This window comes from Nocardioides sp. NPDC006303 (assembly GCF_040613175.1).
In the GTDB taxonomy this organism is placed as follows: Bacteria; Actinomycetota; Actinomycetes; order Propionibacteriales; family Nocardioidaceae; genus Nocardioides.
Map to the genome: position 1 here is coordinate 1 of NZ_JBEXRR010000040.1, position 14,426 is coordinate 14,426.

Genomic DNA, 14,426 nt, shown 5'->3' on the forward strand with positions numbered 1-14,426 from the left:
TTTTTTAAAATGGTATTTTTTGGGGTATTATTGTGGTGGGTCCTATAAAACCACCCCCCCCGCGACTCCAGGAACTCGCCGGGGTCGTTGACCTCCGACTGCCAGTCCATGAGCTGTTTGACCCAGCTCATGTCGTTGTCCATCGGCCGGTCGGTGTCGACACCGGCGCGGCCGTCCTCCTTGTACTTCCAGTGCGCGGCCACGCCGAACTCGGCGCGGCGGTGCATCGCGAAGGTGCGGATCTGCAGCTCGACCGGCTTGCCCTGCGGGCCGATCACGGTGGTGTGCAGCGACTGGTACATGTTGAACTTCGGCATCGCGATGTAGTCCTTGAAGCGCCCCAGGACGGGGTTCCACCGTGAGTGCAGGATGCCGAGGACGGAGTAGCAGTCGCGCTCGTCCTCGACCAGGATCCGGATGCCGACCAGGTCGTTGATGTCGGAGAAGTCCTTACCGCCGACGATCATCTTCTGGTAGATCGAGTAGTAGTGCTTCGGTCGGCCGGTGACCGTCGCCTTGATCCGGGCCTCGTGCAGGTCGCGCTCGACCTGGTCGATGACCTGGGCCAGGAACTTCTCCCGTGACGGGTTGCGGTCGGCGACGAGGCGGACGAGCTCGTCGTACATCTTCGGGTAGAGGGTCGCGAAGGCGAGGTCCTCGAGCTCGAACTTGATGGTGTTCATGCCGAGCCGGTGGGCCAGCGGCGCATAGATGTCGAGGGTCTCGCGGGCGCTCCGCTCCTGGCTCTTCTGCGGGACGTAGCGCAGCGTACGCATGTTGTGCAGGCGGTCGGCAAGCTTGATCACCAGCACCCGGATGTCGCGGGACATCGCCACGACCATCTTGCGGATCGTCTCGGCCTGCGCGGAGTCGCCGTAGGTGACCTTGTCGAGCTTGGTGACGCCGTCGACGAGGTGGGCGACCTCCTCACCGAAGTCCCGGGTGAGCTCTTTGAGCGTGTAGGGCGTGTCCTCGACGGTGTCGTGCAGCAGCGCCGCCACCAGGGTCGGCTCGGTCATGCCGAGCTCGGCGAGGATCGTGGTCACCGCGAGCGGGTGGGTGATGTAGGGGTCGCCGCTCTTGCGCATCTGCGTGCCGTGGAGGCGCTCGGCCGTGACGTACGCCCGCTCCAGCAGGGCCAGGTCGGCCTTCGGGTGGTTGGACCTCACCGCCCGGAAGAGCGGCTCCAGCACAGGATTGCCCGGCGTGCCGCGGCCGCCGATCCGGGCCAGGCGCGCACGGACACTGCGGCCCGACGGGGCCGGGCCACTGCTCTCCCGCGCCTCGATGTTGTGCGCACGAGGCTGCGCGACGATGCGATCCTCTGCCATAGCCAGAGTCTACCGGCCCGACCCGGAGCGTTGGCTAGGACGACACTTGCGGGTTGGACACTTGCGGGCCACCTGCTAGCTGGTGAGCAGTGCGTGCACCGGCGTGTCCGGCAGCTTGCTGCGCGGGTCGAGGAAGCCGAGCTCGAGCAGAACCGAGACGCCTACGACGACACCGCCGCAGCGCTCGACGAGCTCGATCGTGGCCGCCGCGGTGCCACCGGTCGCGAGGACGTCGTCGATGACCAGCACCCGCTCCCCCGGCGCGACCGCGTCGGTGTGGATCTCCAGGGTGGCCTCGCCGTACTCCAGCGAGTAGGAGACCGCGTGGGTCTCGCGGGGCAGCTTGCCGGCCTTGCGGACGGGCACGAAGCCCACGCCGAGGTGCAGGGCCGCGGGGGCGCCGAGGATGAAGCCTCGCGACTCCATGCCGAGCACCTTGGTGACGGTCACGTTGCCGTCGGCGTCGCGCGCCGGAGCAGCGAGCGCCTCGACCACCTGGCTGAAGCCCGCGTGGTCGGCCAGCAGCGGGGTGATGTCCTTGAACCCGACACCCGGCTCCGGGAAGTCGGGTACGTCGGCGACCAGCCGCTCGAGGGTTTCCTCGAGCGACCGGCCACCAGCGGCCGTCTCGGAGACAGTCACTTCCGCTTCGACCTCGACTCGCGCTTCGGCTGCGGACGCCCGGCGGCGCCGCTGTCGGAGACCGAACGGTGCTGGTCGGGTACGTTGCGGCCCCGGCCGGTCGCGTTGCGGTTGGGGCTGGTGCCCCGGCTCACGCCGGCCTCGTGAAGGTCCTCGGAGGCGTTCTCCCGGAGCTCGTCCGGCTCGTCGTCCTCCGCGACCGGCATGCCCTCGTCGAAGACGGGAACCGCGGCGTACTTGTCGGCTTCCTTCATCCGTGCGGCGGCACGCTTCTCGGCGTCGACGACGTCCTTCTCCCTCGACTTCAGGTGCACCAGCAGCGGGGTGGCGATGAAGATCGAGGAGTAGGTGCCGACGGCCATACCGACGAAGAGGACCAGGGAGATGTCCTTCAGCGAGGAGGTGCCGAGCTGGACCGCGCTGACGTAGAGGATCGCGACGACCGGCAGCAGACCGATGATCGAGGTGTTCACCGAGCGGACCAGGGTCTGGTTGATCGCCAGGTTGGCCGCGGCGGCATAGGTCTGCTTCTTCTGCGACAGGTTGCGGGTGTTCTCCTTGACCTTGTCGAAGACCACCACCGTGTCGTAGAGCGAGTAACCGAGGATCGTCAGGAAGCCGGTGACCGTTGCCGGAGTCACCTCGAAGCCGATGATCGCGTAGACGCCGACCGTGATCACCACGTCGTGGAGCAGCGCGACGACGGCCGCGACCGACATCTTCCACTCCCGGAAGTAGATCCAGATGAACAGGACCACGCCGACGAGGAAGATGCCCAGCGCGAGGGCCGCCTTCGAGGCGACCCGCTGGCCCCAGCTGGGGCCGATGCCGGTGCGGCTGATGTCGTCCTCGGCCACGTCGGCGGTCTTGGTGATCGCCTCCATGATCGAGTTGTCGGCCTCGGAGTTGTCGGGGATCGCCTTGGTCTCGATGACGATCGACTTGCCACCGGCCGTGCGCACCGTGGCGCCGTCGGCGGCCTCGACGGCCGTGTCACCGACCGCCGTACGCAGGTCGTCGGCGAGCTCCTGGTCGGCCTGCGCGACAGTCACGGTGTAGCGCGTGCCGCCGGTGAAGTCGATGCCGAGGTTGATGCCCTGGAGCGAGACGCCGAGGACGACGGCGACGAGCACGACCGCGGAGACGGCGTACCAGAGCATCCGGCGACCGACGAAGTCGAAGGACTTCTCGCCGGTGTAGAGCTCCTTGCCGAGCCGCGAGATGGAGAACTTGCTCATCAGGCCTTGCCTCCGACCAGAGTGGTGCCCTTGGGCGTGGTGCCCTTGGGGGCGTCGACGGTGCCGATAGCGCGCTGGTCCATGCCGGAGAGCACGTGGCCCTTGTTGAAGAAGCCCCAGCCGGCCATCAGCTTGGTCATCGGGTGGGTGAACCAGAAGAACACCAGGACGTCGATGATGGTGGTCAGGCCGAGCATGAAGGCGAAGCCCTTGACCTCGTTGGTCGCGAAGACATAGAGCACGAACGCGGCCAGGAACGAGACCCCGTCGGAGGCCAGACACGTGTTTCGGGCGCGCGGCCAGGCCGTGTCGACGGCCACCCGCATCGAGCGGCCCTCACGCATGTCGTCACGCATCCTCTCGTAGAGGATGATGAAGGAGTCGGCGGTGATGCCGATACCGACGATCAGACCGGCCACGCCCGGAAGGTCCAGGGTGACGCCGGCGGTCTCGCTGAGCAGCAGGATCATCCCGTATGTCATCGCCCCTGCCACGAGCAGAGAGCCGATCACCACGATGCTCATCGCGCGGTAGTAGAGGATCGAGAAGATGACCACCAGGATCAGGCCGACGAGGCCGGCCCAGAGTCCGGCGGTGAGCTGGTTGCCGGCCAGGGTCGGGCCGATGACCCGGGTCTGGATGCCGTCCTCGGGGAAGTCGAGCGGCAGCGAGCCGTACTTCAGGTTGTTGGCCAGCGCGGCGGCGGACTCCTGAGTGAAGTCACCACTGATCTGGGCGCCTCCGCTGATCCGCGAGTCGGCGGTCGGGGCCGAGATCACCTTGCCGTCCAGGACGATCGCGAACTGCTCGCCGGTGCCGGCGATGGCGCCGGTGGTGTCGGCGAAGACCTTGTTGCCCTCGGACTTGAAGTCGAGGGTCACCACGTAGTTGGCCTGCTGCTGCGGGATGCCGTAGGAGGCCTCGCTGATCTCGGTGCCCTCGATGACGGCCGGCGTCAGCAGGTAGGGGACGCCGTCCTCGTCACAGGTCAGCAGCGGCTTTCCGGGGATGTCCTCGGCCGGCTCGGCGCCCGGGGCGGGACAGGTGAAGGAGTTGTAGGCGGTTGCCCACTCCTGCGGCACGTTGCGCATGAACTCGACCGCTTCGTCGACCGGAACGACCTCGTTCTCGTTCTGCTTCTCGGGCTCGGCACCCGCCGAGGCCGAGGGGCTGGCGCTCGGGTCGGTGCTCTCGGACGCCTTCTCGGATGCCTTGTCGGACGCACTGGCGGTCTCGGAGGCACTGGCGGTCTCGCTGCCGAACGCCGCGCGCGGCGAGGTGCCCGGGACGGTGCCGGCCGAGGGGTCCTCGACCATCGAGCCGCCGCTGGGGTCCGCGGCGCCGCAGGGCTTCTGCGGGCTGCAGGCGACCAGGCGGAAGCGGAGCTTCGCGGTCTGGCGGACGCGCTCGGCGGTCTCCTGCTGCACCTTGCCGGTGCCGGGGATGGAGACCTTGATGACGTCGTTGCCCTCGGTGGTCACTCGGCCGCCGGTGATGCCGGAGCCGTTGACGCGCTGGTCGATGATCGACTTGGCCTCGTCGAGGCTCTCCCTCGGGACCGATCCGCCCTCGGAGTTCTCCGCGGTCATCGAGATCTCGGTGCCGCCGCGCAGGTCGAGGCCCAGCTCGGGCTTCCAGGTGCCGGCGTACGCGATGCCGCCGAACATGATCGCAATGGCCAAGAAGAGCAGTGCGAGTGTCCGGCCGGGGCGCGCTGTCTTGCGTGCCATGTGTTGGTCAGTCCTTCTTGTCGAGGTCCACGATGACGTTCTCGGCGCCCTCAGGGGTCTCGTCGGCCTTGGCCTCGACCTCGGGGTCCTCGGCGGTGTTCTCGTCGATCTCCTCGGCAGGCGCCTCGGTGACCTTCTGGGCCACGGCCTGGCGCACGACCTGGATGACGACGCCGTCGGCGATCTCGACCTTGATGTTCGTCGTGGTCTCCTCGACCTCCGTCACCGTGCCGAAGAGCCCGGCGGTCAGCATCACCCGGTCACCCGGCTGGAGGTTGAGCTGGAGCTCACGAGCCTGCTTCGCACGCTTCTGCTGCGGCCTGATCAACAGGAAGTAGAACAGGACGATGATGACGATAAAGGGAAGGAATTCCACGGGGGTTCGGCTCCGACAGTCTGAGTGGTCACCGGCAGGCGCACGGCGACGTGCAAGTCTAACCAGGCACCTGGTTGAGACTGTGAATCAGGCCTCATCCCAGAGCGTTTCCTTGGACCAGGCCGCAGCTTCGGCGTTGGACGGCACCGGCAGCCCGAGGTGCTCCCATGCTGCCGGGGTCGCGACCCGGCCACGCGGCGTACGTGCCAGGAAGCCGGACCGCACCAGGAACGGCTCGGCCACCTCCTCGACCGTCTCGCGCTCCTCCCCCACCGCGACGGCGAGGGTGGAGACGCCCACCGGGCCGCCACCGAACCTCCGGCACAGGGCGTCGAGCACGGCCAGGTCGAGACGGTCCAGGCCGAGCGGGTCGACCTCGTAGAGATCGAGCGCCTTCTCGGCGATCTGCTGGGTGACCGTGCCGTCGGCCTTGACCTGGGCATAGTCGCGTACGCGGCGCAGCAGCCGGTTGGCGATCCGCGGAGTGCCTCGGGAGCGGCCGGCGATCTCGGCGGCGCCGTCGTCCTTGAGGGTGACGTCGAGCAGGCCCGCGGAGCGGCGCACGATCAGCTCGAGGTCGGCCGGGTCGTAGAGCTCGAGGTGGCCGGTGAACCCGAACCTGTCCCGGAGCGGGCCGGGAAGGAGGCCGGCGCGCGTGGTCGCTCCGACCAGCGTGAACGGCGGCAGGTCGATCGGGATCGCGGTCGCGCCCGGGCCCTTGCCGATGACCACGTCGACCCGGAAGTCCTCCATCGCCAGGTAGAGCATCTCCTCGGCTGGTCGGCTCATCCGGTGGATCTCGTCGACGAAGAGCACCTCGCCCTCGTTGAGCCCGCTCAGGATCGCGGCCAGGTCGCCGGCATGAGTGATCGCCGGGCCGCTCGTGATCCGAAGCGGCGCCGACATCTCGGCCGCGATGATCATGGCGAGAGTGGTCTTGCCGAGGCCTGGCGGCCCGGACAGGAGTACGTGGTCGGGGGCCCGCTCCCGCTGCCGTGCCGCCTCCAGGACGAGGCCGAGCTGCTCGCGGACGCGTTGTTGGCCGATCAGCTCGTCGAGGGTCTTCGGGCGCAGCGCGGCCTCGACGGCGCGGTCGTCGCCGTCGGCCTCGGCGATGGTGAGCGAGGAGCTGTACCCATCAAAGCGGGAGTCCTCCTCGGCCCGGTCCAGATCGTCCTCGTGCATGGGTCCTTATGCCTTCGAAAGGGTGCGCAGGGCCGCTCGCAGCAGCAACGAGATGTTGGCCTGGTCACCGGCCTCGGGCTCGATCGCGGTCACTGCCTTGTCGGCGTCCCGGGCGTTGTAGCCCAGGCCGACGAGGGCCTCGGTGACCTGGTCGCGCCACGGCGCCGCTGTGGTGGCGCGCGCTGGGGCGGAAGTGGTGCCGGTCGGTGCGCCGATCCTGTCCTTGAGCTCCAGGATGATCCGCTGGGCGCCCTTCTGGCCGATGCCGGGGACCTTGGTGAGGGTCTTGGCGTCCTCGCCCGCGATGGCCAGGCGGATGCCGTCGGGCGAGAGGACGGCGAGCATCGCCTGGGCGAGCTTCGGGCCGACGCCGGAGGCGGTCTGGAGGAGCTCGAAGAGGGTGCGCTCGTCGGTGTCGGTGAAGCCGAAGAGGGTCAGCGAGTCCTCGCGCACGACCAGGCTGGTCGGGAGGTGCGCCTCCTCACCCGTGCGGAGCGTGGCCAGTGTGTTGGGCGTGCAGAGCAGCTCGATCCCGATGCCGCCGACCTCGACGACGGCGGTGGAGAGACTGACTGCGGCGACCTTGCCGCGCACGGACGCGATCATCGGCGTACCTTCCCTGCCGCGGCCACCGCGGCTTCGATGCGGTTCTGGGCGCCTCCGCGCCACTGGTGGGTGATGGCCAGCGCGAGCGCGTCGGCGGCATCGGCAGGCTTCGGTGGGGTCGGGAGCCGCAGGATACGGGTCACCATGGCGGTCACCTGCTGCTTGTCGGCCCGGCCGTTGCCGGACACGGCGGCCTTGACCTCAGAGGGCGTGTGCAGGGCGACCGGCAGGCCGCGCCGGGCGGCGCAGACCATGGCGAGGCCGCTGGCCTGGGCCGTACCCATGATCGTGGAGACGTTCGAGCGCGCGAAGATCCGCTCGATCGCGACCGCGTCGGGCTGATGCTCCTCGATCCAGGCGTCGATGCCCTTCTCGATGCTCACCAGCCGCTCCCAGACGGGAAGATCCGAGGACGTACGGATCACTCCGACGTCCACCATCGACAGCGGCCGGCCGAGCGACCCGTCGACCACGCCCATCCCGCACCGGGTCAGGCCGGGGTCGATCCCAAGCACCCGCATCAGCACCTCCATCGAACGTCTGTTCGTAGCGTACCGGCATCGCTGGTCGAGCCGCCGGAGCCCCTGGGCGGAGGCGTGTCGAGCGTTGTATCGAGCTTGTCGAGATGACCAACACAGTCCTCTGTCCGCTCGACAGAACCGTGTTGGTCTCGACACGGATTCGCTCGTTCCTCACGAATCCGGCTCGACCAGCGAGGAGGTCAGGCGTCGACGGTCTCCATGACCTCGTCAGGGATGTCGGCGTTGGAGAAGACGTTCTGTACGTCGTCGAGGTCGTCGACGGCGTCGATGAGCTTGAAGACCTTCTCGGCGGACGGGGCGTCGGCGACCGGGATGTCCATGCTCGCGACGAACTGGACCTCGGCGGAGTCGTAGTCGATGCCGGCGTCCTGCAGCGCGGTGCGGACCGCGACGACGTCGGACGGGTCGGAGACGATCTCGAAGGACTCACCGAGGTCGTTGACGTCCTCGGCACCGGCATCGAGGGTGGCCTCGAGGAGATCGTCCTCGGAGACCTCCTTGCCCTCCTGCGCCTTCGCCACGACGACGACGCCCTTGCGGTCGAAGAGCCGCGAGACCGAACCCGGGTCGGCCATGGTGCCGCCGTTGCGGGTGACCGCGGTGCGCACCTCCATGGCCGCCCGGTTGCGGTTGTCGGTCAGACACTCGATGAGGAGCGCGACGCCCTGGGGGCCGTAGACCTCGTACATGATCGTGTCATAGCTGACCCCGCCGCCGTCGAGCCCACCACCGCGCTTGACCGCACGGTCGATGTTGTCGTTGGGGACCGACTGCTTCTTGGCCTTCTGGATCGCGTCGAAGAGGGTCGGGTTGCCGGTCGGGTCGGGACCGCCGGTCTTGGCCGCGATCTCGATCGTCTTGATGAGCTTGGCGAAGAGCTTGCCGCGCTTGGCGTCGATCGCCGCCTTCTTGTGCTTCGTCGTTGCCCACTTGGAGTGGCCGCTCATCTGGAAACCGTCCTTTGCCCCGCGTCGTCGCTGATGCTTGTCGTGCCACCACCGCTCTACCCATTTCGGGGCGCCACATGGCAGCAGACACCCAGTTTAACTACGTGCCGTACGTCACCGTCAGCAGCAGGTGTCGACGAAGAGCCGGTGCAGCCGGTCGTCGGCGTTGACCTCAGGGTGGAACGAGGTCGCCATGAGCTGGTTCTGACGTACCGCGACGGGGTGCTCCCCCACGCTCGCCAGCACCTCGACACCCGGGCCGATCTCCTCGACCCAGGGCGCCCGGATGAAGACGCCGTGGACCGTCTCGTCCAGCCCGGTGACCTCCAGGTCGGTCTCGAACGACTCCGTCTGCCGCCCGAAGGCGTTGCGCCGGACCGTGATGTCGAGCCCGCCGATGGTCTCCTGGCCCTGGGCCGCGTCGAGCAGCCGGTCGGCCAGGAGCACCATGCCGGCGCAGGTACCGAGCGCCGGCATCCCGCCCCGGACCCGCTCGCGGAGCGGGTCGAGCAGCTCGAACGTACGCGCCAGGCGCCACATCGTCGTCGACTCACCGCCGGGGATGACGAGCGCGTCGCACGCGTCGAGCTCCTCCCGGCGGCGTACGGACGTTCCCTTCACCCCCAGGCGGTCGAGAGCGGCGAGGTGCTCGCGGACATCGCCCTGGAGGGCGAGTACGCCGAGGGTGGTCACCAGCCGCGCTCCGCGAACTGGATCGACCTGGCGGGCTCGTCGACGTTGATGCCGACCATCGCCTCGCCGAGGCCGCGGGAGACCTTGGCGACGACGTCGGGGTCGTCGTGGAAGGTGGTCGCCTTGACGATCGCCTCAGCGCGCTGGACCGGGTTGCCGGACTTGAAGATGCCGGAACCGACGAAGACGCCCTCGGCACCGAGCTGCATCATCATCGCGGCGTCGGCGGGGGTCGCGATGCCGCCGGCGGTGAACAGGACGACCGGGAGCTTGCCGTTCTCGGCGACCTCCTTGACCAGCTCGTACGGAGCCTGGAGCTCCTTGGCGGCCACGTAGAGCTCGTCCTCGGCGAGGGCGCCGAGGCGGCGGATCTCGCGGCGGATCGTACGCATGTGGGTGACCGCGTTGGACACGTCGCCGGTGCCGGCCTCGCCCTTGGAGCGGATCATCGCCGCGCCCTCGGTGATGCGGCGCAGAGCCTCGCCGAGGTTGGTCGCGCCGCACACGAACGGCACGGTGAAGGCCCACTTGTCGATGTGGTTCTCGTAGTCGGCCGGGGTCAGCACCTCGGACTCGTCGATGTAGTCCACCCCGAGGCTCTGCAGCACCTGGGCCTCGGCGAAGTGGCCGATCCGGGCCTTGGCCATGACCGGGATGGAGACGGCCTCGATGATGCCGTCGATCATGTCGGGGTCGGACATGCGGCTCACGCCACCCTGGGCGCGGATGTCGGCGGGGACGCGCTCGAGCGCCATCACCGCCACCGCCCCGGCGTCCTCGGCGATCTTCGCCTGCTCGGCGGTGACCACGTCCATGATCACGCCGCCCTTGAGCATCTCCGCCATCCCGCGCTTGACCCGCGAGGTTCCCGTCTCATTCATGCTTGTTGCCATGGGGCGATCGTAGGTCGGGACAAGGCGTACGCCACCCTCGGAAAGCCCTGGTCAAGCCACTGTTCCCAAAGTGGACTGCTCCAAGTGGACTGCTACCCGGCCAACACCTCGGCGGCCTCTGCCACCGCGGTGGGGGCGCCGGCCAGCGACCAGGTGACGCCACCGGCTTCCACCTGGGTCATGGCTCCGCCGGCGCCCAGGACCAGGGCCGCGCCGGGGAGGCGGTCCCAGTCGGGGACAGAGTGCTGGCAGAAGAGGTGGAGCTTGCCCTGGGCGATGGCGGTGAGGTCCATCGAGCCGGAGCCGAGGATCCGGATGGAGGCGGCACCGCTGGTGACGCGGACGTACGCCTCGCCGACCGGTTGCTTCAGCTTCGAGGGGTGGAGGTAAGTGGTGAGGCAGGCGAGGGCGAGCGGCGTGTCGGGCATCGCGTCGAGCCGGACGCCGTTGCGGGTCGTGGGCAGCTCGGGGCCACCGACGTAGACCGCGTCCTCCGCCGGTGAATAGATCGCACCCAGGACGATACTGTTCACGTCTCCCGGGGCGCCGTCGGTCAGCGCCAGCGCCGAGCACCACCAGTCGAGGCCGCGTACGAAGTTGTAGGTGCCGTCGACCGGGTCGATGGTCCACACCCGGCCGGTGGTCGACTCGCGGGCCGAGCCCTCCTCGCCGAGGATGCCGTCCCCCGGGTGCTCGGCCGTCAGGCGTTCGACGATCGCCTTCTCCGCGGCCTTGTCGGCGGCGGTGACCAGGTCGGAGACCGAGGTCTTGGTCTCGATCGAGTCGCCGATGCCCTCGACACGCATCTTCGCGGCGAGCGAGCCGGCGCCGCGGACGAGCTCCGCGGCCAGGCGTACGTCTGCCTCGGTCGGCGCGGTCACGAGGCCGCCTCCTCGGCGAGGGCCTGCTTGCGGACGGTCCAGATGCGCTGACCGACGGTGACGGTCGAGGCGACGGCGAGGATCCACAGCGCGATGTAGATGAGCAGGTCGAGGGAGAAGATGCCGGCGAAGCCGGTCATCACCAGGACCAGGACCAGACGGTCGGCGCGCTCGGCGATGCCGACGTTGGCGGTGAAGCCCAGCGACTCGGCGCGGGCGCGGGCGTAGGAGGTGACCGCACCTATGACGAGGCACCACAGGGACAGTGCGAGATAGAGGTCTGAGTCGCCCGGGCCGGCGAAGTAGAGCGCCAGGCCACCGAAGACCGCGCCGTCGCCGAACCGGTCGAGGGTGGAGTCCCAGAAGGCACCGAACTTCGACGTACGTCCGACGGCACGCGCCATCGCCCCGTCGATCAGGTCGCTGAACACGAAGCAGGTGATGAAGATCGTGCCGGCCAGCAGCTCGCCGCGCGGGTAGAACGCCAGCGCTCCGACGACTACTCCGATGGTGCCGACGAGCGTCACGACATCGGGGCTGATCTTCAGCGCCACGAACAGCCGGACGATGGGCGCGAGGACGACTCCCTGAACGAAGCCTTTGATGTGATCCAACATGGCGCGGCCACGCTATCGGATCCCGCCGAGGCGTCACTCCCGCGCGCCGAAACGTCACCCACATTCTGCCGAGGCGTTACTCACGTCGGCCGAGGCGTCGCTCCGGTCGGCCGAGAGGTCAGCGGGTGACATCTCGGCCGACCTAAGTGACGTCTCGCCCGACGTAACTGACGTCTCGGCTAGGTTCCTTCGGTCAGATCGCGGACCTCGGCGTAGCGGGAGCGTACGGCGGGGTCGGGGTCGGCCTCGTAGACCTGGGTGCCGGCTAGCTCCCAGGTCGGGGGCTCTGCGCCGCCGGTGAGGATCCAGGCGGCCTGGCGCGCGGCGCCGTCGGCGACGTACTCCCCCGGCTCGGGGACGAGGACGGGATGGCCGAGGACGACGGGGGCGAGGCGGCGTACGGCCTCGGAGCGGGCGCCGCCGCCGACGAGGAGGACGCGGTTGACGGCGACGCCCTGGGACTTCAGGGCGTCGATGCCGTCGGCGAGGCCGCAGAGCAGTCCCTCGACGGCCGCGCGTGCCAGGTAGGCGGGCTCGGCGGTGGCGAGGGTCAGTCCGTGGATCACGCCACGAGCCGACGGGCGGTCGGGGGTGCGCTCGCCCTCGAGGTAGGGGACGAGGACCAGGCCGCCGGAGCCGGAGGGCGCCTCGAGCGCGAGCCGGGAGAGCTCCTCGTGGCTCACCCCGAGCAGCCGGGTGGTGGCGTCGAGGACGCGCGCGGCGTTGAGGGTGGCGACCAGCGGCAGGTAGCGGCCGGTGGCGTCGGCGAAGCCCGCCACGGTGCCCGACGCGTCGGAGGTGGGTGTCTCCGAGACCGCGCAGGCGACGCCGGACGTGCCGATGGAGACGACGACGTCGCCGGGCCGGGCGCCCACGCCCAGGGCCGCGCCGGCGTTGTCGCCGCAGCCGGGGCCGAGCAGCGCCCCCGCCGGCGTACGTCCCGCCGAGGCCGAGGGCGCGAGCACCTCCGGCAGCACGACGTCGTCCCGCCCGAGCGCGCGTTTGAGCAGGTCGCGACGGTATTCGCCGGTCACCGCGGAGTAGTAGCCGGTGCCGCTGGCGTCGCTACGGTCCGTACGCAGGGCCTCCAGCCCCGGGGCGCCGGCAAGCTTCCAGGTCAGCCAGTCGTGGGGCAGGCACACCGCCGCGACCCGAGCCGCCGAGTCCGGCTCGTGCTCGGCGAGCCAGCGCAGCTTGGTGGCCGTGAAGCTGGCCACCTGCACCGACCCGACGGCCTCGGCCCAGGCCGCGGCACCCAGCTCGGTGTTGAGCGCGGCGGCCGCGCCGGCCGAGCGGGTGTCGTTCCACAGCAGGGCCGGGCGTACGACCTCTCCGGCCTCGTCCAGGCAGACCATCCCGTGCTGCTGTCCGCCGACGGAGACGGCGCCGACATCATCGAGCCCGCCGGCGGCCTCGGCGGCCGACTCGAGCGCGGTCCACCACGCCGCCGGGTCCACCTCCGTCCCCTCGGGGTGCGGCGCGGAGCCGGAGCGCACCAGCGCCCCGGTCTCCGCGTCACGGACGACGACCTTGCAGGACTGGGTCGAGGAGTCGACCCCGGCGACGAGCGGCATGCCCTGCAACCTAACGAAGCCCGAGGAGGTGGTCCATGGCCAGCTGGTCGAGGTGCTCGAACGCGTAGCCGTGGTCCAGCTTCTCGATGTCGTACGTCGCCTTGCGGATGTCCTCGAGCGTCTCGCCCTCGGCCAGCGTCGGCACGGAGAGCTCCTCGACCTGCGAGGCCTCGAGCGCAGCCTTGACCTCCGGGTCCGCCCGGAACGCCTTCGCCCGCTCGCGCAGCACGAGGTAGTTGCGCATGCAGCCCGCGGCCGAGGCCCACACGCCGTCCTCGTCCTCGGTGCGCGGCGGCTTGAAGTCGAAGTGGCGCGGGCCCTCGTAGCCCTTGGTCTCCAGCAGGTCGACCAGGTTGAACGCGCCGCGCAGGTTGCCGGCGCCGAAGCGGAGGTCCTGGTCGAAGCGCGGGCCGTGCTGGCCGTTGAGGTCGATGTGGAAGAGCTTGCCGTGCCACAGCGCCTGGGCGACACCGGAGGCGAAGTTGAGCCCGGCCATCTCCTCGTGACCGACCTCCGGGTTGAGGCCGACCATCTCGGGACGGTCGAGAGAGTTGATGAACGCGAGCGCGTGGCCGATGGTCGGCAGCAGGATGTCGCCGCGGGGCTCGTTGGGCTTCGGCTCGATGGCGAACCGGATGTCATAGCCCCGTTCGGTCACGTAGTCGCCGAGCAGGTTGACCGCCTCGCGGTAGCGGTCGAGCGCGGACGCGATGTCCTTGGCCGCGTGGGACTCCCCACCCTCACGGCCACCCCACATGACGTACGTCGTCGCGCCGAGCTCCGCGGCGAGGTCGATGTTGCGCGCGACCTTGGCGATCGAGTAGCGGCGCACCTCACGGTCGTTCGAGGTGAAGCCACCGTCACGGAAGACCGGGTGACCGAACAGGTTGGTGGTGGCCATCGGCACCTTGAGGCCGGTCTCGTCCAGTGCCGCCTTGAGCTTGTCGATCTCCGCCTGACGCTCGGCGTCGCTCGCGTCGATCGCGAAGACGTCGTTGTCGTGGAAGGTGATGCCGTAGGCGCCGAGCTCGGCCAGCTTGTGCACCGAGTGGGCGACGTCGAGGTGAGGCCGGCTCGCCGAGCCGAACACGTCCTGCCCGTTCCAGCCCACGGTCCACAGCCCGAAGGTGAACTTGTCCTCGGGGGTGGGGGTGTAATCCGTCATAGCCTT

At 69.3% G+C, this 14,426-nt stretch carries 15 protein-coding genes; all 15 read right to left on the bottom strand.

The genetic code is table 11. The annotated features are described in order from the left end of the window. Positions 1-1,331 (bottom strand): RelA/SpoT family protein (locus tag ABZY89_RS23580; RefSeq protein ID WP_355231120.1); only part of this gene is annotated, 1,331 nt, incomplete at its 3' end. Positions 1,332-1,406: 75 nt separating this feature from the next. Then, on the bottom strand, positions 1,407-1,973 hold the full coding sequence (locus ABZY89_RS23585; RefSeq protein ID WP_355231121.1) for an adenine phosphoribosyltransferase: 567 nt from the start codon (positions 1,971-1,973) through the stop codon (positions 1,407-1,409). Next, positions 1,970-3,211, bottom strand: a complete 1,242-nt coding sequence (secF, locus tag ABZY89_RS23590) for a protein translocase subunit SecF (protein WP_355231122.1) — start codon at positions 3,209-3,211, stop codon at positions 1,970-1,972. Before secF ends, ABZY89_RS23585 begins: the two co-directional genes overlap by 4 nt. Beyond that, a complete protein-coding gene (gene secD / locus ABZY89_RS23595) occupies positions 3,211-4,941 on the bottom strand; it encodes a protein translocase subunit SecD (RefSeq protein WP_355231123.1) in 1,731 nt (576 codons plus the stop codon). The genes secF and secD overlap by 1 nt, the downstream gene beginning before the upstream one ends. 7 nt (positions 4,942-4,948) lie before the next feature. Next, on the bottom strand, positions 4,949-5,317 hold the full coding sequence (gene yajC / locus ABZY89_RS23600) for a preprotein translocase subunit YajC (protein WP_355231125.1): 369 nt from the start codon (positions 5,315-5,317) through the stop codon (positions 4,949-4,951). A gap of 87 nt (positions 5,318-5,404) precedes the next feature. Continuing rightward, entirely contained in the window at positions 5,405-6,502 is a 1,098-nt protein-coding gene (gene ruvB / locus ABZY89_RS23605) for a Holliday junction branch migration DNA helicase RuvB (protein ID WP_355231127.1), read from the bottom strand. 6 nt (positions 6,503-6,508) lie between these two features. After that, positions 6,509-7,108: a Holliday junction branch migration protein RuvA gene (gene ruvA, locus ABZY89_RS23610; RefSeq protein ID WP_355231129.1), complete on the bottom strand. Its 600-nt coding sequence runs from the start codon at positions 7,106-7,108 to the stop codon at positions 6,509-6,511. Then, positions 7,105-7,629 (bottom strand): crossover junction endodeoxyribonuclease RuvC, encoded by a 525-nt coding sequence (gene ruvC, locus ABZY89_RS23615; protein ID WP_355231131.1) that lies wholly within the window; start codon positions 7,627-7,629, stop codon positions 7,105-7,107. The genes ruvA and ruvC overlap by 4 nt, the downstream gene beginning before the upstream one ends. A 200-nt stretch (positions 7,630-7,829) precedes the next feature. Beyond that, positions 7,830-8,597 carry a YebC/PmpR family DNA-binding transcriptional regulator gene (locus ABZY89_RS23620; protein ID WP_141804943.1) on the bottom strand — a complete coding sequence of 256 codons (768 nt, stop codon included), beginning with the start codon at positions 8,595-8,597 and terminating at the stop codon, positions 7,830-7,832. A gap of 120 nt (positions 8,598-8,717) precedes the next feature. Beyond that, a complete protein-coding gene (gene pdxT / locus ABZY89_RS23625) occupies positions 8,718-9,290 on the bottom strand; it encodes a pyridoxal 5'-phosphate synthase glutaminase subunit PdxT (protein WP_355231132.1) in 573 nt (190 codons plus the stop codon). After that, positions 9,287-10,183: a pyridoxal 5'-phosphate synthase lyase subunit PdxS gene (pdxS, locus tag ABZY89_RS23630; RefSeq protein ID WP_160022862.1), complete on the bottom strand. Its 897-nt coding sequence runs from the start codon at positions 10,181-10,183 to the stop codon at positions 9,287-9,289. The genes pdxT and pdxS overlap by 4 nt, the downstream gene beginning before the upstream one ends. Before the next feature lie 92 nt (positions 10,184-10,275). Next, positions 10,276-11,064, bottom strand: coding sequence for an inositol monophosphatase (locus ABZY89_RS23635; RefSeq protein WP_355231134.1), 789 nt, complete (start codon positions 11,062-11,064; stop codon positions 10,276-10,278). Continuing rightward, entirely contained in the window at positions 11,061-11,681 is a 621-nt protein-coding gene (gene pgsA, locus ABZY89_RS23640) for a phosphatidylinositol phosphate synthase (protein ID WP_355231135.1), read from the bottom strand. Before pgsA ends, ABZY89_RS23635 begins: the two co-directional genes overlap by 4 nt. A 179-nt stretch (positions 11,682-11,860) precedes the next feature. Continuing rightward, positions 11,861-13,255 (bottom strand): xylulokinase, encoded by a 1,395-nt coding sequence (gene xylB / locus ABZY89_RS23645; RefSeq protein ID WP_355231137.1) that lies wholly within the window; start codon positions 13,253-13,255, stop codon positions 11,861-11,863. Positions 13,256-13,265: 10 nt separating this feature from the next. Further along, complete coding sequence (gene xylA / locus ABZY89_RS23650; RefSeq protein WP_355231139.1) at positions 13,266-14,420, bottom strand: xylose isomerase; 1,155 nt, start codon at positions 14,418-14,420, stop codon at positions 13,266-13,268. Positions 14,421-14,426: the final 6 nt, after the last annotated feature.

What these genes read in the sequence shown, in the direction of transcription:
- secF (WP_355231122.1), bottom strand. Translation starts at nt 3,211, where the DNA reads ATGAGCAAGTTCTCCATCTCGCGGCTCGGCAAGGAGCTCTACACCGGC.
- secD (WP_355231123.1), bottom strand. Translation starts at nt 4,941, where the DNA reads ATGGCACGCAAGACAGCGCGCCCCGGCCGGACACTCGCACTGCTCTTC.
- ruvB (WP_355231127.1), bottom strand. Translation starts at nt 6,502, where the DNA reads ATGCACGAGGACGATCTGGACCGGGCCGAGGAGGACTCCCGCTTTGAT.
- ruvA (WP_355231129.1), bottom strand. Translation starts at nt 7,108, where the DNA reads ATGATCGCGTCCGTGCGCGGCAAGGTCGCCGCAGTCAGTCTCTCCACC.
- ruvC (WP_355231131.1), bottom strand. Translation starts at nt 7,629, where the DNA reads ATGCGGGTGCTTGGGATCGACCCCGGCCTGACCCGGTGCGGGATGGGC.
- ABZY89_RS23620 (WP_141804943.1), bottom strand. Translation starts at nt 8,597, where the DNA reads ATGAGCGGCCACTCCAAGTGGGCAACGACGAAGCACAAGAAGGCGGCG.
- pdxS (WP_160022862.1), bottom strand. Translation starts at nt 10,183, where the DNA reads ATGGCAACAAGCATGAATGAGACGGGAACCTCGCGGGTCAAGCGCGGG.
- pgsA (WP_355231135.1), bottom strand. Translation starts at nt 11,681, where the DNA reads ATGTTGGATCACATCAAAGGCTTCGTTCAGGGAGTCGTCCTCGCGCCC.
- xylB (WP_355231137.1), bottom strand. Translation starts at nt 13,255, where the DNA reads ATGCCGCTCGTCGCCGGGGTCGACTCCTCGACCCAGTCCTGCAAGGTC.
- xylA (WP_355231139.1), bottom strand. Translation starts at nt 14,420, where the DNA reads ATGACGGATTACACCCCCACCCCCGAGGACAAGTTCACCTTCGGGCTG.